Annotated in this window: 16 protein-coding genes, 1 pseudogene and 1 CRISPR repeat array; of the genes and pseudogenes, 11 read left to right on the forward strand and 6 right to left on the reverse strand. The window is 55.8% G+C overall.

Going from position 1 to position 18,409, the window contains the following annotated elements:
- Window positions 1-140: 140 nt before the first annotated feature.
- Window positions 141-1,016: a LysR family transcriptional regulator gene (locus OM794_RS00995; RefSeq protein ID WP_226250607.1), complete on the forward strand. Its 876-nt coding sequence runs from the start codon at window positions 141-143 to the stop codon at window positions 1,014-1,016.
- Between the two features lie 11 nt (window positions 1,017-1,027).
- Here the strand turns inward: OM794_RS00995 and OM794_RS01000 are convergent, their stop codons facing one another.
- The 5 genes and pseudogenes from OM794_RS01000 to OM794_RS01020 all read right to left on the reverse strand — a co-directional run bounded on the left by OM794_RS01000 (window position 1,028) and on the right by OM794_RS01020 (window position 4,821).
- Window positions 1,028-2,161, reverse strand: a complete 1,134-nt coding sequence (locus OM794_RS01000) for a metal ABC transporter solute-binding protein, Zn/Mn family (protein ID WP_226250608.1) — start codon at window positions 2,159-2,161, stop codon at window positions 1,028-1,030.
- A gap of 50 nt (window positions 2,162-2,211) precedes the next feature.
- The gene (locus tag OM794_RS01005) at window positions 2,212-3,102 is read right to left on the reverse strand and encodes a metal ABC transporter permease (RefSeq protein ID WP_226250609.1); all 891 of its coding nucleotides are present in this window, start codon (window positions 3,100-3,102) and stop codon (window positions 2,212-2,214) included.
- Entirely contained in the window at window positions 3,086-3,820 is a 735-nt protein-coding gene (locus OM794_RS01010; RefSeq protein ID WP_226250610.1) for a metal ABC transporter ATP-binding protein, read from the reverse strand. Before OM794_RS01010 ends, OM794_RS01005 begins: the two co-directional genes overlap by 17 nt.
- Window positions 3,817-3,966, reverse strand: a complete 150-nt coding sequence (locus tag OM794_RS01015) for a hypothetical protein (RefSeq protein WP_170938615.1) — start codon at window positions 3,964-3,966, stop codon at window positions 3,817-3,819. Before OM794_RS01015 ends, OM794_RS01010 begins: the two co-directional genes overlap by 4 nt.
- A 178-nt stretch (window positions 3,967-4,144) precedes the next feature.
- A pseudogene (locus OM794_RS01020) lies at window positions 4,145-4,821 on the reverse strand (hypothetical protein).
- A 158-nt stretch (window positions 4,822-4,979) separates the two neighbouring features.
- Here OM794_RS01020 and cas3 point away from each other — a divergent pair.
- Complete coding sequence (gene cas3, locus OM794_RS01025) at window positions 4,980-7,655, forward strand: CRISPR-associated helicase Cas3' (protein ID WP_226250612.1); 2,676 nt, start codon at window positions 4,980-4,982, stop codon at window positions 7,653-7,655.
- A 5-nt stretch (window positions 7,656-7,660) separates the two neighbouring features.
- Here cas3 and OM794_RS01030 read toward each other — a convergent pair whose 3' ends face one another.
- Window positions 7,661-8,092 carry a DUF29 domain-containing protein gene (locus tag OM794_RS01030; protein WP_226250613.1) on the reverse strand — a complete coding sequence of 144 codons (432 nt, stop codon included), beginning with the start codon at window positions 8,090-8,092 and terminating at the stop codon, window positions 7,661-7,663.
- A gap of 88 nt (window positions 8,093-8,180) precedes the next feature.
- Here OM794_RS01030 and casA point away from each other — a divergent pair, with 88 nt between their 5' ends.
- The 9 genes from casA to OM794_RS01075 all read left to right on the forward strand — a co-directional run bounded on the left by casA (window position 8,181) and on the right by OM794_RS01075 (window position 18,377).
- On the forward strand, window positions 8,181-9,881 hold the full coding sequence (gene casA, locus OM794_RS01035) for a type I-E CRISPR-associated protein Cse1/CasA (protein WP_226250614.1): 1,701 nt from the start codon (window positions 8,181-8,183) through the stop codon (window positions 9,879-9,881).
- Window positions 9,881-10,546: a type I-E CRISPR-associated protein Cse2/CasB gene (casB, locus tag OM794_RS01040; protein ID WP_226250615.1), complete on the forward strand. Its 666-nt coding sequence runs from the start codon at window positions 9,881-9,883 to the stop codon at window positions 10,544-10,546. Before casA ends, casB begins: the two co-directional genes overlap by 1 nt.
- Window positions 10,547-10,606: 60 nt before the next feature.
- Window positions 10,607-11,698 (forward strand): type I-E CRISPR-associated protein Cas7/Cse4/CasC, encoded by a 1,092-nt coding sequence (gene cas7e / locus OM794_RS01045; protein ID WP_226250616.1) that lies wholly within the window; start codon window positions 10,607-10,609, stop codon window positions 11,696-11,698.
- Window positions 11,699-11,707: 9 nt separating this feature from the next.
- The gene (cas5e, locus tag OM794_RS01050; protein ID WP_226250617.1) at window positions 11,708-12,460 is read left to right on the forward strand and encodes a type I-E CRISPR-associated protein Cas5/CasD; all 753 of its coding nucleotides are present in this window, start codon (window positions 11,708-11,710) and stop codon (window positions 12,458-12,460) included.
- Window positions 12,460-13,149 carry a type I-E CRISPR-associated protein Cas6/Cse3/CasE gene (cas6e, locus tag OM794_RS01055; RefSeq protein WP_226250618.1) on the forward strand — a complete coding sequence of 230 codons (690 nt, stop codon included), beginning with the start codon at window positions 12,460-12,462 and terminating at the stop codon, window positions 13,147-13,149. The genes cas5e and cas6e overlap by 1 nt, the downstream gene beginning before the upstream one ends.
- Before the next feature lie 8 nt (window positions 13,150-13,157).
- Entirely contained in the window at window positions 13,158-14,078 is a 921-nt protein-coding gene (gene cas1e, locus OM794_RS01060) for a type I-E CRISPR-associated endonuclease Cas1e (protein WP_226250619.1), read from the forward strand.
- On the forward strand, window positions 14,079-14,372 hold the full coding sequence (gene cas2e / locus OM794_RS01065; protein WP_035564117.1) for a type I-E CRISPR-associated endoribonuclease Cas2e: 294 nt from the start codon (window positions 14,079-14,081) through the stop codon (window positions 14,370-14,372).
- A 110-nt stretch (window positions 14,373-14,482) separates the two neighbouring features.
- A CRISPR array of direct repeats spans window positions 14,483-15,611; the repeat unit is 29 nt; unit sequence CCGATCCCCGCACGGGCGGGGATGAACCG.
- A 538-nt stretch (window positions 15,612-16,149) separates the two neighbouring features.
- The gene (locus OM794_RS01070) at window positions 16,150-17,274 is read left to right on the forward strand and encodes a YjgN family protein (protein ID WP_265154620.1); all 1,125 of its coding nucleotides are present in this window, start codon (window positions 16,150-16,152) and stop codon (window positions 17,272-17,274) included.
- Window positions 17,274-18,377, forward strand: a complete 1,104-nt coding sequence (locus OM794_RS01075; protein WP_226250199.1) for a M48 family metallopeptidase — start codon at window positions 17,274-17,276, stop codon at window positions 18,375-18,377. The genes OM794_RS01070 and OM794_RS01075 overlap by 1 nt, the downstream gene beginning before the upstream one ends.
- Window positions 18,378-18,409: the final 32 nt, after the last annotated feature.

Genomic DNA, 18,409 nt, shown 5'->3' on the forward strand with positions numbered 1-18,409 from the left:
CTGTTGTGATGATTGCTGGGAAAATGCTGGGCGTTATGTCCAGCCGCAAAGCGTATGACAGTGGTTAACTTACGGGGCGCTGCGGCAATCCACAAACAGTGAAATTTTGCATAAGCCATTAGAAAAATTTGGGGGTCAAGGTGGTGCGTCCCTACCTGCCGTTGAAGGCGCTGCGCGCCTTTGAAGCGTCGGCCAGGCATTTAAGCTTTACCCGCGCGGCAGAAGAGCTGCACGTTACCCAGGCGGCGGTTAGCCACCAGGTCAAACTGCTCGAATCACAGTTGAAGGTGCCGCTTTTCAAACGTTTGCCCAGGGGGCTAATGCTTACCCAGGAGGGCGAGCTGCTGCTGCCGGTGATGAAGAGCTCATTCGACCAGATCTCCCACACACTGAATCGGGTGGGCGAGAGTAGCTACCGGGAAGTATTGAACGTCGGAGTGGTGGGCACCTTTGCCGTGGGTTGGCTACTGCCAAGGCTGGCGGATTTTCAGGCCAAATACCCTTATGCCGATTTGCGCCTCTCCACCCATAACAACCGGGCAGACCTGGCTGGCGAAGGCCTCGATTTTGCGATCCGCTTTGGCACCGGGGCGTGGCACGGTACGGCAGCGCAGCCGTTGCTACCGGCGTCGCTCTCGGTAATGTGCACCCCTGAGATCGCCACCCGGCTTAACACCCCCGCGGATGTACTAGGCGAGACCTGGCTGCGCTCATATCGCGCCGACGAATGGACAGAGTGGCTATTGGCGGCGGGGCTACCAGGCAGCTTTCCGATGACCAATAGCATTGTGTTTGACTCCTCAATCGCCATGGTGGAGGCCGCGTTACAAGGGGCAGGCTTGGCGCTGGCCCCCCCGCTAATGTTCCCCCGCCAACTGAACAGTGGTGCGCTGGTACAGCCTTTCGACACCGCGGTCAGTCTGGGCGGTTACTGGCTGACGCGCCTGCAGACACGCCCGGAAACCCGCGCCATGGCCTCTTTCCGGGAGTGGCTGCTCACGGCAATCAACAATTAAGTACCAACGGCTTAGTGGCTATGCTCACTGTGGTCATGGTCATCGTGACTATGCTCATGGTCGTCATGTCCGGACTCCTCATGACCAGGCTGGGCCAGTGCATCGTGCAGCACCTGAGCATTGTGGCGCATCATGCCAAGGTAAGTGCTCGCTTCGCCCTCTGATGCCAGTGCATCGGCGTAGAGCGTGCCCGCAATCGGCAGGCCGGTCTCTTCGGCGAGCTGGGTGATGATCGACTGATTGGTCATGTTCTCATGGAACAGCGCCTTCACGTTCTCCTGCTCAATCACATCCACTAATGCCGCCATGCTGGCGCCGCTGGGGTCGGCTTCCGTGGAAAGCCCCACCGGGGAGAGGAAGGTCACCCCGTAGGCGCTTGAGAAGTAGCCAAAGGAGTCGTGGCCGGTAATCACGCTGGTGGAGGCCGGAATTTCGTCAATCAGCGCGCGAATCTCGGCGTCTACCTCGGCCATTTCCTGTAAGTACTGCTCCGCATTGGCGCGGTAGGTGTCGGCATTATCGGCATCGGCGGCGATCAAACCATCGCGGATATTGGCCACATACACCTTAGCTTGCTGCATATCCTGCCAGGCGTGGGGATCCTCATCACCATGCTCATGCCCCGCGTGCTCATCCGCATGCGCTGCGTGATCGTGCTCTTCATGATCGTGGTCGTCGTGGCCATGCTCCTCATGGCCATGCTCCTCATGTCCATGCTCTTCGTGAGCATGCTCGTCATGCCCGTGGCCCTCATGGTCGTGCCCGTCATGGTCATCGTGTTCAGCAAAAGAGAGCGGCTGAATACCATCGGTGGCGGTAACCACCGCCCCGGAATAGTCGCTGGCGCTAATCAAGCGCTCCATCCAGCCCTCAAACAGCAGGCCGTTAAAGACCACCAAGTCAGCATTGGCCAGGGAGCGTGCATCGCCGGGGCTGGGGGAGTAAACGTGGGCGTCGCCATCGGCAGCCACCAGGGAGGTTACGTCAACGTGGTCGCCGCCTACGTTTTCCACCATATCCGCCAGGATAGAGAAACTGGTTACCACCTGAACGCGCTCATTAGCCATGGCAGCAGGCAGCGTCAGCAGAGCGGAAACGCCCACCAACCAACGCGACGACCAGGATGATAAATAGCCAAGCGACATACAACACTCCTTACAGTTAAGCCTCACGTGGGAACATGCAGGCTAAAAAATTAGGTTCCGTGCTCAACAGTTAACGGCGTGGTTTTTCGCCGCAGTTTGGCTGCCAAGCTGTGGTAGCGGCCAAACAGGGCCGAAAACAGATAACCAAACCCCGCCAGCAGAATAATGCTCGGCCCCGAGGGGATATCCAGATGAAACGAGAGCAGCAGACCGCCGGTACTCGCCACCATGGCCAGCACAATCGCAATGCCGATCAAGCCCTCTAAGCGCTTACTCCAAAAGCGTGCCGAGGTGGCGGGCAGCATCATCAAACCCACCGCCATCAGCGTGCCCAGGGTTTGAAAACCAGCGGTTAAGTTCAGCACCAGCAGCCCCAAAAACACACTGTGCACCCAGCCGCTGCGGCGACTCTGACCGCGCAAAAACAGCGGATCCAAACACTCCACCACCAAGGCGCGGAACACCACCGCCAGGGTCAATACAATCAGCGTACTGATGCCCGCGATCAGCAGCAGCGCGGTGGAGTTGATCGCCAGAATCGAGCCAAACAGCACGTGGGTAAGATCAACGCTGCTGCCGCCCAGCGAAATCAGCATCACACCGGCGGCTAGCGAGATAATAAAAAAGCTCGCCATGGCGGCATCTTCCCGCTGGCCGCCCATTTTCGAGACCGCCCCCGCCAGCAGCGCCACCATTAGCCCAAACAGCACCCCGCCAATGCTCATAATCGGTAGCGAAAACCCCGCCAGCAGGAAACCCAGCGCAACGCCAGGCAGAATCGCGTGGGCCATGGCGTCGCCAATCAGGCTCATGCCGCGTAGCACCAAAAACACCCCCAGCGGCGGGGCGGCCAGCGAAAGCGCCAAACCACCCACCACGGCGCGGCGCATAAAGCCGTAATCGAACGGGCTGACAAACCAGGCGTTAAGCAGATCCAGCATGGCGTCCTCCCAGAGTAAACGGCACCACCTGAGCGGGTGCATGTTGGTGATTGAGCGCACTGGGCGCGACCCAGCGGCCATGGCCGCCGTTGAGCATCAGCACTTCGTCGGCCAGGCGGCGCAGATGATCCATATCGTGGAGCACGACAATAATCGTCGCGCCGTCATCCGCCATCTGTCGCAGTATGCGGATCAAAATATCCACGGTTTCGCTATCCACGTTGGCAAACGGCTCATCCAGGAGTAACAGCTCGGCTTCCTGCATCAGCGTGCGGCCAATCAGTGCGCGCTGGCGCTGGCCGCCGGAAAGCTCGCCCAGCGGGCGGTGGGCCAGGTGGGAAATACCCAGCCGCGCCATAATCTCGCGCCCCTTGCGGTAGTGCGCCGCGCAGTAGCCGGTTAATGCACCGTGGCTGGGCCAACTGCCGGTCATCACCAGCTCTTCCACGCTCATGGGGAAGGTCAGGTCTAACGCCAGCTGCTGGGGCAGCCAGGCCCGGCGCTCTTTCGCGACGGTGCAGACCACTTCGCCGCTAATCGGCCGAAGCTCACCCATAATGGCCTGAATGAGCGTACTTTTGCCTGCACCGTTCGCGCCGATCAGCGCGGTAATGGCTCCCGGTTTAAAGTCGCCCTCTATATGTTCCAGTACCGTGCGGCGCGCCTGGGCCAAGTGCAGGTTGTGCAGCTGTAAACGTGATAAAGAGCGCTGACTCATCCCAGCCACCCACCAGCCCACACCACTAGAACCCAAAGCGCCAACAGCGGTACGGCAACAAACAGCAGTCGTTTAACCGCCGATAGCGACATCAGGGAGAAGTGGCAGGGGCCCTCCTTGTTGTGGCGGTGCGTATGCTCACTCATCAAGTGGCCTCGTATCGTATCAAATAGGTTATAACATAACGTTTAGAAACGCTAAAAAATTGCTGATTATTTTACTCTTTCACAACTTGCTGGCAACGATTAAGCGCTGGGGGCAAACCGCCATCAGCGCTTGAGAGGCATGTCATAAGAGAGGAAGTGGGCCGTTTGGTAAAAAAGCCTAGTAACGCCAGGTAGCGCCAACTTGTTGAGGCGCCACATGCAGCGCGTACTCGCCGGGGATCGTGATCGGCCCAAGTGATAGATTAGCGGGTTGGAAGCGATTAATCGCCGAAGACGCCTGATGGGGCTGTGTCCAAATTTGCAACTCGTTGACCAGCATGCCGGTGGCAAAGTTGATCGCGCCGTCGCTTTCCCGGCCATCGGCGGCAATCACCGCGCCCGCCACGCCATTCACCACGAGTGAATTCACCCGGGCACCCCAGCCGCGCCGCTCACGTTCGGCTTGGGCGAGCTGCAAGCCCAGCGCCTGCACGCCGCTTAAATCGCCGCTGGCTTTCAAGCGCTCATACTCTGCCAGCGCCGCTGGGTGCGGCTGGCGGTCGGTCAGCATGCCAGCCACGGCCAGGGCGGATTTCACCACGCCCACCCGGGCATCAAAGCGGTCATCCGGGTCGCTCGCTTCGCTGGATTGGTAAGCGTTCACCGCCAGGCTGGTGCCGTAAATACCCGTCCACCCCCACTGCCAAACAGTGGCGTGGCTGGCGCCGTTCTCAAATACCTCATCGTACTCACTCCACTGCCACCGGTGGGTGCCTGGGCTTGTGCCTGGAGAGAGGCAGGCAGAACGACCACCAGGGTGGTTACCAGCGCGGCAAAAAGACGAAAAGCATGCATGAAGAAGTGCCTATATCGGGGAGCGGTAGCGCTAAGCGTAGCACGCAAATCCCATCAGACGAGGTTGGATTTAAGGGGCGAAGTATGACTAAGGTCAATGGCGCTTAAGCATAAAGAATGATTAGATGAGGTGTTGGTAACACGGTGGAGGGGAGGCGGTGAGTTACTATCACTATTGGGGCAAAGCGCAGGCTAAAGGGCAGGATGTGGAGTGCCATCTACTGCCGTATCACAACCTGGATGTTGCGGCGGTGGGCTGGTTGCTACTTTCGCCGGATAGACCGCTGACACAACGCTTGGCAGCGCAACTAAGTCTTGAGCCTGATGCACTACGTAATCTATTGGTTTTTTGGTTGGGTTTACACGATATCGGTAAGTTCGCCCGAGCCTTTCAGGGACTTTTTCAACCAACCTCAAACTTGGCATTAGTCCCTCCCTCTGCGCAATATGCCTATACCGAGCGCCATGATCGCTTGGGTGACGTGGTTTGGGAGGCTAAATGGCTAGACTGGTTTGAAGATGGCACGTTGCAGTGGTCAACAAGCTTGACGCGCGCTGAGCGAAAAGCGCTTCGCGCAGCTTTTTCTGTTCTCTCGCCACCCTTTTTTGGCCATCACGGTCAGCCAGTAAGCGCAGGCAATATCGACATAGAGAGGTTCTTCTGTCGTGATGAACATGCTGATGATGTAGAAGCAACGCGGCAGTTTATTGCCGATTGGGCCAACGTTGTTCCACCAGAGTGGCCTATCGAGCAGCTGTTTTCCGAACAGTGGGTTTATGCCCTGCAGACGCTAAGCTGGTCAATCGCAGGCTGGGCAACCTTAAGCGACTGGCTGGGCTCGAACCAGGATCACTTTCCCTACCTTCAAGATCAGCTACCTCTCTCCGATTATTGGCAAATTGCTTTACACAATGCTGAGAAAGCATTGGAAGAAACAGGGTTTAACAAGGTTTCCGAACCGTTGCCTTACGCCGGCATGGCCGAGTGGTTTGGCAAACAATCCATTACGCCAACGCCCTTGCAGCATACCGCCGAGACAGTAGCGCTCACGGATGGGCCGCAGTTGTTTATCTTGGAGGACGTCACCGGGTCAGGAAAAACCGAGGCCGCCTGTATTTTGACTCAGCGCCTATTAGCGGCAGGCCACGGCGATGGGCTCTATTTCGCACTGCCTACCATGGCGACTTCTAACGCCATGTATTCACGCTTGGGAAATTTGCATCGCCGCTTTTATACCGCTGAATCCTCTCCCTCTTTTGTCCTTGCCCACGGTGCGCGGGACTTAAACGACGACTTTGTCGCCGCCGTTGCCGCGCCTCAGCCTGCTGATTTGGATTACACCGCCAGCGAGCTATCGGCGACTAGTCGCTGCAATCAATGGCTAGCGGATTCGCGTAAAAAGGCGCTGCTGGCGGAAGTGGGCGTAGGCTCCATCGACCAAGCCTTGATGGCCATTTTACCGTTTCGCCACCAGTCGCTGCGCTTGTATGGGCTGGCGCGCAAGGTATTAGTGATTGACGAGGTTCACGCCTACGACAATTACATGCAGACCCTGCTGAGCCAACTGCTTAGCTATCACGCTCGACAGGGCGGTAGTGCTATTTTGCTAACAGCCACGCTACCCCGTGCTATGCGCAGCGCCCTAATGGCTGCTTGGCAAACGGGGCTTGGGCTGCCGAAAACTAAACCACAAAAAGAGGACTTTCCTTTACTGACCCATGTGAGCGAAGGGCAACCGTTAGAGCTGCCGCTGGGCTCGCGCAAAGAGGTGTCCAGGAGTGTTGAAGTCGCTTGGCTAACCGAAGAAGAACAGGCGATAGAGGCGGTGCTGGCAGCAGTAGAGGCCGGTGAGTGCATCGCCTGGGTGCGCAATACGGTAGATGACGCTATTCGTGCATTCGAAGCCATCGAAGTCCGGCACCCTGATCCTGAACGCTGCCTGCTGTTCCACAGCCGCTTTGCCATGGTGGATAGGCAACGCATTGAGTCCCAGGTCATTGAGCGTTTAGGCAAAGATTCAACGCCTGAAGAACGCAAGGGTCAAGTGTTGATCAGTACTCAGGTATTTCAGGAGTCTCTCGACTGCGATGTCGATGTGATGATTAGCGATATTGCCCCCATTGATCTGCTTATTCAGCGGGCAGGGCGGTTACAACGCCATCAGCGTGGGGAGCGCTGTCTGCCACGCCTGCTGGTACTAGCGCCGCCCTGGGCGGAAGATCCCGATGAGCATTGGCTCAAGCGTACGCTGCCAGGTACCCAGGCGGTTTACCGTGACACATCGTTAAGCTGGTTAACCCAGCGGGTACTGCGTCGTTTGGAAGCAATCCGCATGCCCGAGGAGGCTAGAGATCTTATCGAAGGCGTTTACGGGCCCGTATCTGACTATATTCCTGATGCTCTGCAGGCAGCGCGCTACGAACAAAAAGGAATGCAGAGAACGGCGGGCTCGATGGCAAACTTCAACGCACTCAACCTTGAAGAGGGCTATGTAAAAAGCGATCAGTGGCAGGAAGAGCAAGAGATAGGCACACGGCTGATGGAGGAGCCCACGGTCAATGTGGTGCTGCTGTCACTGACCGATGATAACGAGCTGGCGCTCTGGGCGGGTGAGCGCCGCCATGCTGATATGCTCAGTCAGGTGAAGCTACGCCAAAGCCAAGCTGCCAAGTTGGCAGCGTTACCAAGCCGTTATGAAAGCCAGTGGCTTGCCACTCAAGAACGCTATAAAGCCCTGAAATACATCCAGCCTTGGCTGCCCAGCGACGACCCTGAGTGCGACTACGACACCCAGTGGGGCGTAAGGTTAGGTAGTAAGGAGCAAACGCCATGAGGCGTTCAATGTTCGTTGGGTTGAAAGTCCATCGCTACTTCAAAGCTGTAAAGGCAATGCTCGGGAAACTCCTGAGGTTCCCGATCCATTTCGATAGCCGCAGCCCGGCGGGCGTCATCGTAGGCGTCGTTCATCAGTTCAGGCAGCGATGCCTTCAGGCTGGGGTTGTCTTTCAGCAAGCGCTGCACCTTGCTTTGAGCATCCTGAATCGTCAATCGCCAGCTCCGCGAACGCCGTTCCGGTTGGTGATCCCATTTCAGCAGGTGCATCAGCAAGCGGGCCAGTTGGCTAATCAAGGCGCGTCGCTCGCTTTTCCCCATGCTCTCAATCTCCTCGGCGAGATGCTCCAGATCCAGCTTGTCCAGTTTTCCAGCCCGCAGCAGCCCCGCCTGTTCAAGCGCCCAGGCGTAGGCATCCTGCTCATAATGAATCGCCATTGTTCTGATCCTCCCCGCCTTATGACTAACCCTAATATTTTTCAGTGTAAACGAAGCGCCGACACCAGACGACACTATCGAGGTGTACATGAATCTCCTTAACGACCCATGGTTACCCTTCCTGTTAAAAGATGGAGAGGTAGAGAATCGCCCACCCTCAGCCGTGGCTGACCCTGATGTTATTAACCTCGCTCTGCCGCGAGCGGACTTTCAAGGAGCAGCCTATCAGTTCCTGATTGGTCTGCTGCAAACCGCACTGCCGCCGAAAACTCATGACGACTGGCTTGATTGGTTAATGGAGCCTCCGAGTGTTGAGGCGTTGGAGAAAGCGTTCGCCCCTTTCAGTCGCGCTTTTGAACTGGATGGCGACAGCCCTCGCTTTATGCAGGATCTTGATCCGCTTGAGGATGTAAACAACGCCACCGTCAGCGGTTTATTAATTGATGCCCCCGGCGCTAATGGCATCAAAAATAATACTGACTTTTTCGTAAAGCGCGGCCGTGTTGAGGTGATGTGTGACGCCTGCGCGGCCATAGCGCTGTACACCATGCAGATTAACGCACCTGCGGGCGGTGCCGGTATCCGCGTGGGCCTGCGTGGCGGTGGGCCACTGACAACACTGGTAATGCCGGAGTCATCAGATGCCAGTCTGTGGGAGCGCCTATGGCTAAACGTCATTACGCAGAAAGAAGCCACCCGGAAAAGGCAACAGTGGTCGACGCCGCATCCAGAAGAACCTTCACTATTTTTCTGGATGGCTGATACGCGGGTAAGCGATAAAAAAGGCACCGAGGTGCTACCTGAAGACACCCACCCCCTGCATGCTTACTGGTCAATGCCGCGTCGCTTCCGGCTGCTATTTGAAGACGCAGATGAATGCCCGTGCGATATTTGCGGACGAAAAACAGAGCGGGTCGTGCGCGAATTACGCGCTAAAAAACAGGGGGCCAACTACGACGGCCCATGGTTACATCCGCTAACCCCCTACCGACGTGATCCCAAAAAGCCCAATGAACTGCCACTTTCTAGCAAAGGTCAGCCGGGTGGGCTTGGCTATCGGCACTGGTCAGGCTTTGTGCTGAATGATGAAGAAAGCAGTGGTGCAATCGCGGCAGCGGTGCTGAAAAGCTATATCCACAAACAAAAGCTAGTGACACAAGAGCGAGCGCATGGCGAAGACATCCAGGCGTTGCTGAGAGAGGCGCGCCTATGGGTGTTTGGCTACGACATGGACAACATGAAGCCGCGCGGTTGGTACAGCATCGAAATGCCCTTGGTAGCAATTCCACGAGGCCAGCAGGAAAGGCTCCGCACCTGGGTTCATCAACTGACAGAGCTTTCGCGCAACATCGCCTGGATGGTACGTACCCAAGTCAAAAACGCCTGGTTTTCGCGGCCATCGGATGCCAAAGGCGATATGAGCGCCATTGATAACCAATTTTACGATGCAACCCAGCCTGAGTTTTTTAAAGCGCTGCTAGCCCTTCAGCAGGTGCTGCAACAAGACTCGCCGCCACCGCATATTCCTCCCGATATCGCAGAGCGTTGGTACTTCGCCCTTAAGCATGAAGCTATGAGCGTATTTGAAGAACTGGCACTAAGCGGCGCCCAGGAAAGCATGGATCTTGAACGTGCCACCGCTGCTCATAGGCAGTTGCAAAGCTTTCTTGGCGGCAAGAGTAAAGGTAGCAAAGTGGTGAGTGACTTTATCCAACAGGGTGATTTTGACCCCTCCGCGCAGGCCAAACGTAACGCGGCCTCTGCTGCATCCACGACAGGAGACACCTGATGAGTGATGTGTTAACGCCGGACACAACCGAGAAAGAAGATTTATTGACCGAGGCGGAGAAAAAGTCACTCGTTGCTTTGAAACGGGATGAAGCCGCCGCCCTACGCCGTTGGTGGCAGCGGTTGACGCTGCCGCCGCAGGTTTTGCAAGCATTGACACCTCAGCCACCGCTACCCCGTGGTGTACGAGCGGTACTGCGCCGCTGTGATAGCGCGGAGGCCGCGATGTTAACCCAAGGTTTTCGCGAGCTATGGGCGATGCTGCCGGAGACGACGAAACAAACGGATTATCGCGATGAAAAGCTGCAAGTTTGGTCATGCATCGCGTTAATCGCAGCGGAGTTGCGCGAAGAAAAGAAGAGCGCGTCGTTAGCCTCACGCCTTGGCCAGCAAAAAGAGCAAACCGGCAAACCGCTGATGAGCGAGCTGCGCTTTCAACAGTTACTTTCCTGCCGTACGCCTGAGGAGTTTATACAGCGCTTACGCCGTGCGCTGGCGCTTGCGGATAAGAAAGATATCAGTGTCGTACTGCTGGCGAGTGTTATCTCACTTTGGTGGCGCGAGCATCGTGGACGTTTGTCTGCCAAGCCTACCCAGCGGCTTGGATTTGTACTGGCAAATGACTATTTCGCGGCAACGTCTCGCTATAGCCATCGCAGCGACTGATTTTTTCGACTGACTATCACCCTTTCTAGTTTTATATGGAAATCACTAACGGAGTTATCCATGAGCCACTTTATTCAACTGCACCTGCTGACCTCTTATCCGCCCGCCAACCTGAACCGCGATGATTTGGGACGCCCCAAAACTGCCTTGATGGGTGGTGCTAAGCGTCTACGTGTCTCGTCACAAAGCCTTAAGCGTACTTGGCGTACCTCTGCGCTCTTTGAAGAAGCACTGGCTGGGCATGTGGGCACGCGTACTAAGCGTCTGGGCAAAGAAGCTTACGATCAGTTAGTAGAAAAAGGTGTTGATCAAAAAATGGCGGGGGCTTGCGCAGAAAAAATAGCGGGCGTGTTTGGCAAGCTGCGTAAAGTAGAAAAGGGCGAGCCTAAAGAGTTTGAGATTGAGCAGCTAGTGCACGTTGGCTTGGAAGAACGCCAAGCAATTAGCGCACTGGTGGAGACACTGGCGGCAGAGAAGCGCGAGCCCAACGATGATGAATTAAAACTCTTACGCCACAAGCCTGCCGCCGCCGATGTAGCGCTGTTTGGCCGTATGCTGGCTGCCGTGCCTGAATATAACGTTGATGCTGCCTGCCAAGTGGCCCATGCAATCACCGTACACGCTGCTGAAGTAGAAGATGATTATTTTACCGCTGTCGATGATTTAAACAGCGGTGATAAAGACCGTGGTGCTGCACATATTGGTGAATCTGGTTTTGGTGCCGGGCTGTTCTACCTGTATATCTGCATTGACCGTCAGCAGTTGGTTGAGAACTTGCAGGGCAACAGTGAATTAGCCGACCAAGCGATTGCAGCACTGGTGGAAGCTGCTGTCAAAACCTCCCCAAAAGGTAAGCAAAATAGTTTCGGTTCCCGCGCTCATGCAAGCTATGTGCTCGCTGAAAAAGGCAACCAGCAGCCGCGCTCGCTTTCTACCGCGTACCTGCGGCCCGTGACGGGGCAGGATCAAACGCTTGATGCGATCAAATGTCTGGAGCGCCAAGCACAAGCGTTTGATGATGCTTATGAACCAGGTGCCGATAGCCGTTTTGTCATCAGTGCCGAGCCTGACTATGAAGGGCCGCAGCTAAAAGGTGATGTAAAGAAAGGCAATCTTGCTGAATTGGCCGCTTTCTTAAAAACCGACCAGTAAGGAGGCGGCATGACCGACTATCTTATTTTTCGGCTCTATGCGCCGCTTGCCAGTTGGGGCGAAGCCGCGGTTGGTGAAACGCGTCCTATAGCGACTTACCCAGGTAAAGGTGCCGTGCTTGGTTTGCTTGGGGCCGCACTAGGTGTTCGCCGGGATGACGATGCAGGCCAAACGCAACTGCGCGAGAGCATTGCCATGGGCGTAAAACAGTACACCCCCGGTATGCTGATGCGTGACTATCACACCGTGCAGATGCCCGCTGCGCAGTCAAAAGTGAGCTATCACACCCGCAAAGAAGAGCTAAGCGGGCCGCGCGATGCGCTAAAAACCATACTTTCCAGCCGGGATTATCGCTGTGATGGTCTATGGACAGTGGCCGTCTGGCTAACGCCAGCGGCAACCCTGACGCTTTCTGAGCTTGAGCAAGCGCTCAAAACGCCCTATTACCCACTTTATCTAGGGCGCAAATCCTGCCCGCCCGCTGCGCCGCTTGCACCCCAACGGCGAGAATGCAGCACGCTCAAAGAAGCGCTTGATATTGACTTCCCACCTTTAAACAAACGCTACGGCAATGACAAAGTGGCGCTGCGTTTTCCCGATGAAGCGTTATACGCCTGGGAGGGTGAGGCTAGTAGGTTAGACGGCGATGGCCAGGCGGCAGAGTACAATGATGTGTGGGATTTGCCGCTGAATCGCCGCCGCTGGCAGTTTGGCCCTCGGTTAGAGTTTCGTCGGGCCATAGCAGCAGAGGAGGCGCGCTAATGTATCTCTCACGCGTTCGTGTTGACCTGAACGGGCTCTCCCGCGAAAAGCTGTTTGATGTAATGAACGCGGAAGCCTATACGGCTCACCAGCTTTTATGGCAGCTATTCCCCGGCTACGAAGGGCCAAGGCCATTTATTTTTCGGCAAGAGCTGGAAGAAGCCGAAGAGAGTAAAGGCCCTAAAGGGCTACCGCTATTTTACCTTCTTTCAGACCGTGAACCCTCATCAGTGCCTGGCTTGCTGACCGCCGAGAGCAAACCCTACGCACCAGAGCTCAAAGCGGGCGAGAGACTGGCATTTCGCCTGCGCGCTAACCCCACGATAGCGGTTTCTGTGCCAGGGAAGCGCGGCCAGCGCGCGGATGTGTTAATGGCAGCCAAAAAGCCATTCCCGCCAGGTCAACGCACCAGCCAAGCCTGTGTTGATGCTATGAATGGCAAGGCCCGTGAGTGGCTCGAAAGTCGCGCTGAAACATGGGGCTTTAGCCTGCCGGTGACGCCAGAGCTGGGCGCCTACCGCCAACATGTGCTGAACAAAGGCAGCGGCAAGCCGGTTCAGTTCTCGACGATGGATTACGAAGGCCTGCTGGAAGTAACAAACCCTGGGAAACTTATCGAAACCATGGCCCATGGTATTGGTCGGGCCAAGGCATTTGGCGGTGGTTTGCTACTACTGCGCCGACCTTAGGAGACTATATGGGCTTTATTCCACTAAAGCCCATTCCCGAAAAAGACCGAATGTCGATGATCTTTATCGGGATGGGGCAGATAGATGTGCGCGACGGCGCTTTCGTCGTCATTGACGACGTTAATGGCGAGCGTATGCACATCCCGGTGGGCTCGGTCGCATGCCTGTTGCTTGAACCGGGTACCCGAGTTTCTCATGCCGCCATTAAGCTGGCGGCTACGGTCGGAACTTTACTGATTTGGGTGGGTGATGCTGGTGTAAGGCTATATAGCGCAGGCCAACCAGGCGGTGCGAGATCAGACAAGTTGTTGTACCAAGCGCAGCTAGCGCTAGATGAAAAATTGCGCCTTAAAGTAGTACGCAAAATGTTTGAGCTGCGTTTTGGTGAAGAGCCGCCTTCGCGTCGCAGCATCGAGCAACTGCGTGGTATGGAAGGCGCAAGGGTGCGCAAAACCTACCAACTATTAGCCAAACAGTATGGCGTTAAATGGAACGGACGTCGTTACGATCCTAAACAGTGGGACGCCTCGGATGTCGCAAACCAATGCCTATCAGCAGCAACCGCCTGCCTATACGGGATTACCGAAGCGGCTATTTTGGCAGCAGGCTACGCCCCCGCCATCGGGTATCTGCACACCGGCAAGCCATTGAGTTTTGTTTATGACATTGCCGACATCGTGAAGTTTGAAACGGTGGTACCCGCGGCCTTTAGAGTCGCGGCGCGCAATCCGCCTATGCCGGAAAGAGAGGTTCGTATCGCCTGCCGCGATGCATTCAAGCAATCCCACATACTCCAACGCTTAATCCCCATGATCGAAGATGTGCTTGCCGCTGGTGATATTCAGCCGCCGCCACCAGCACCCGATGCAGTACCGCCTGCGATTCCCGAACCACCTTCGGTCGGCGATGCCGGTCATAGGAGCGGATAAATGGCGATGCTCGTGGTAATTACAGAAGCCGTGCCGCCTCGTCTACGTGGCCGGTTGGCAGTATGGCTCTTGGAGATTAGAGCCGGAGTTTACGTGGGCGATGTTAGCAGGCGTATTCGTGAAATGATTTGGGAGCAGGTCGAGGCCCTAGCCGAAGATGGCAACGTAGCTATGGCCTGGGCCAGCAACCATGAATCCGGTTTTGAATTTCAAACCTATGGAGAAAACCGCCGAGAGCCAGTCGACCATGACGGACTACGTTTGGTGCGCTTTTTACCACCACAAGTTAACTAGCTGATTTTATTGGTTCTTTAACAATTTGATATGCTTAAAAAGTAAGCAAAATAGCTGGTAGATTTTTTATCTGCTATTTTCTTCTTGTAGATCAACTGTCTACAACAAGTCCGATCCCCGCACGGGCGGGGATGAACCGATGAGCCCTACGGTTTCAAGTGGGACGGTAATCCGATCCCCGCACGGGCGGGGATGAACCGCCTGACCCATACGTTCAATCGCTCTTTGCGCGCCGATCCCCGCACGGGCGGGGATGAACCGCAATCGCGTCAGAATCGCGTATCGCGTAGCTGCCGATCCCCGCACGGGCGGGGATGAACCGCTGGCCGGGAAGATCCAGACCGTCACAATCCACCGATCCCCGCACGGGCGGGGATGAACCGCCGTCGCAAATAGAGCATGTGGTGCATGCCATCCGATCCCCGCACGGGCGGGGATGAACCGGCGGGCCATGTCGTCCGTATCCAAGCGACCGACCGATCCCCGCACGGGCGGGGATGAACCGCAGGGCAGGTAATCAGCGCGGTCAAGCGTCAGCCGATCCCCGCACGGGCGGGGATGAACCGTTGAAAAAGGTCTTAGCATCCATGTCTTCGGACCGATCCCCGCACGGGCGGGGATGAACCGTCAACCTGACTTATGGGCGGTAGAAGCAGCGTCCGATCCCCGCACGGGCGGGGATGAACCGCCTATGGGATGCGTTTGAGCGCAAGTCGCAAACCGATCCCCGCACGGGCGGGGATGAACCGTATCTTCGGATACCGCTTTGAGAAATACCCGCCCCGATCCCCGCACGGGCGGGGATGAACCGCTCGAACAGCTTGGCGGCATCGTCGGCCATGCCCGATCCCCGCACGGGCGGGGATGAACCGTATCCCAGGCATTTTCCATATACACTCGATCACCGATCCCCGCACGGGCGGGGATGAACCGGTGCCGCACGGCCTAGGTCGGGGTAGATCTCGCCGATCCCCGCACGGGCGGGGATGAACCGAAAAAAGAGACGCGGTTTGCGGATTACGTGAACCCGATCCCCGCACGGGCGGGGATGAACCGCGGGAACTGAAAATAATGAAAGTGGCACCTCCCCGATCCCCGCACGGGCGGGGATGAACCGTGGGACGACTACCGCGCCACTGTTGAAGCCGCCCGATCCCCGCACGGGCGGGGATGAACCGCGGCAGCACGCAGTGAGCGGCAGCGTGATGATCCGATCCCCGCACGGGCGGGGATGAACCGTTAAAAGTGGAGTAAAAAAGCTCATTTAAATGGTCGGGAGTTAGATTTAAGGTAAATGCCCTTGGCACCGCTGCGCGGTGCTTTCGCGCCGGGCCGCCGTCGCGGGTGCGCTAACGCTTACGCCGCGCTACTCGAAAAGTGCATGATCCGTAATGAGTGGCAATGTGGGTATTGCCGTTCAGGTAGCTCGGAAAAATGTGGGAGTTCGAGTCTCCCCATTAGCAGTGCACTTAAAGATATGTGTCCTTGGCACAGCTGCGCTTGAGGCTTATCACGGCTACTTGAAATGTGCATGAACCGTAATAAGCGGCGTGCATTGAGTCCTTCTTCGATTTCTGGTTGTCTAATCGCAATTAATGGCAAATCCTACTTAGCTTCCATGCGGGGTTGAGGTATACTTATTAAGCTAGACGTCAAATTAAGCTATATCACTAACGTTAAAAGACATGGATCTTTCCTGCATGGATACTCATCGCTTCGAGCCTGAACAGCAAAGCGTGGTCGCTCGTCAAGAGCCTGATAGTCTTTCGCTTTTTTTCTGGTTTTTAAAACCGGCTTACTCACTGTCCTTACTCTGGGGATTTACCGTTTCTGGCAAACGACGCGCATCCGTCAGTATCTTTGGGGTTCTACAAGCGCCAATAATTCTGCTCTGGAGTACACGGGAACAGGGCTTGAGAAGTTTATTGGCTTCCTCATTGCTCTGGTTATCCTGGCATTGTATCTCGGCGTGTTTCAGATGTTACTCTTCTACTTCGGCCTTTCGATGTTTAACGTCTCGTCGAGTGCTACTAATCCTGCGGAGCAAACCCGTTATCTGGTTGTTGTGTATATAAATATTCTGGCTGTTTTGCCTCTTCTCTTTTATGCCAGTTATCAGAAGCGCCGATACATGATGAGTCGAACGCGGTGGTGCGGCATTCGTTTTAGTATGGAAAAAGGCGCGTGGGGCTATGTGATCCGTGCCATTGGCTACCGATTGCTTACGGTCGTCACGCTAGGGGCGCTTGCCCCGTTAGCGACGTTCAAGTTAGAGCAGTATATGGCCGAGCGGAGTTACTATGGTGATGTTGGTATTAAGCAGGGTGGAACTTGGACGCGTCTTTACTCAGCGCTAATACATTTGTTTATTGGCGTCGTCATTCTACTGGTAAGCGTAGGTGCTTTTTCCTGGGGTTATGACGGCTTGGCGTCAGCCATTCTTTTTGTTGGTAGCATCTGGGTGGCTATCGGTTTTGTGCATTACCAGGTTAAGAGTTTTGCTTATATGACATCCCACAAGACGTTAGGCGAGGAGGTTGGCTTTAAGGCTGAGCCACGAACGGGGGAGATTGTTCGGATCTACTTAATTGCAAGTGTCGGGATGGGGGTGATGTCGTTATTTATAATATTTATAGTAAGTGTCATGACGGCCATTTTTGATTTTGGTATCTCGTCAGTCACGGTTGGATTCATTGGTGCTGCGCTGAGCTATATCTTTTTATTTTTGCTGTTTCAGGCAATGAAAATGGTGATGATTACTCAGCCTATACTGGGTCATTATGTTCAGACGTTCAGCATTATAAATCCCGAGCCTTTAAGTCAAATCCAGCAGCGTCAGGCAGATGAGGCCGTTGGTGCTGAGGGCGTGGCTGATGCACTTGATGTCGCTGGCGCATTTTAATGTTGCAGGGGCAATTCTTTGATGGCGTGACGGCCTATCGCCATGAGGTGTGCATTACGGTGTTTGATGACCAGCAGGTGCTGGTCATCCACGCAGACTCACTCGCTGAACCTGTTCGCTGGGAACTCGCCGATCTTCGTGCTCTTAGTGATCGTTCGAGTAAAGCGCAGCTAACCTTGACCCGTTATGTCCCGTCTATTGACGAGAGAGATCCTGCACGGCTTATCGTCACTGATAACGACTTCATTGCCAGGTTGCGTGCTACACAGCCTGATCTTTTCCGCCGCGATGTCCGTAAGAGAACCTGGCTGCGCATGGCGGGATGGGGAACGGGCGCGGTGGCGGCCATTGTGTTGATGCTGTTCGTTATCTTGCCGAGCATGGCCAATATCCTGGCTGAGGCTATTCCGATCGAGCGTGAAGTTGCCTTTGGCAAAGCCGTTACCCAGCAAATCGAGTGGGTGCTAAACAGTTCAAGCGGAAGCACGCAGCGCTGTGATTCTCCTGAGGGGATGGGGGCGCTAAATACGATGCTGGAAAGGCTGACAGCTAAGCGTGATATGCACTACGAAATCGCCGTTCAGGTTTTTGATCATTCTGACGTCAATGCGTTTGCCGCCCCGGGTGGGCAGGTGGTTATTTTGAGTGCCTTGCTGGAAGAGGCTGAGACCCCTGAGGAAGTGGCGGGCGTGCTGGCGCACGAAATTGGCCATGTAGAGCGACGAGATCCCATGCGGCAGGCATTACGTGCGGCGGGAGCAACTGGGTTGCTCACCATGGTGTTTGGTGACTTGGCGGGCGCCGCAGTGGTGAGTGAGCATTTGCTAACTGCTGCCTATAGCCGGGAGGCTGAAGTCGAGGCAGACCGTTTTGCTTTAGAAACACTCGCTGCGGCGCACGTTGATGCGGCAGGATTTGCCAACTTTTTTGCCCGGATTGAGGGGCTGGAAGCGGGTGATATTGCTCTCTCTGAGCGTTTGTCTACACACCCTGCTTCCAGCTGGCGCGGTGCACAGGCCCAGCGTTTTGCAGACAACCAAGGCGAGACCACTGCTATCCTAACGCCAACCGAATGGGCGTCCTTGCAGGTGATCTGCCAGTAGGCGCTGTGGACGCTACTCTGTAAACTGCTCAA

Origin of the sequence: Halomonas sp. BDJS001 (assembly GCF_026104355.1) — a bacterium.
Lineage (GTDB): Bacteria > Pseudomonadota > Gammaproteobacteria > Pseudomonadales > Halomonadaceae > Vreelandella.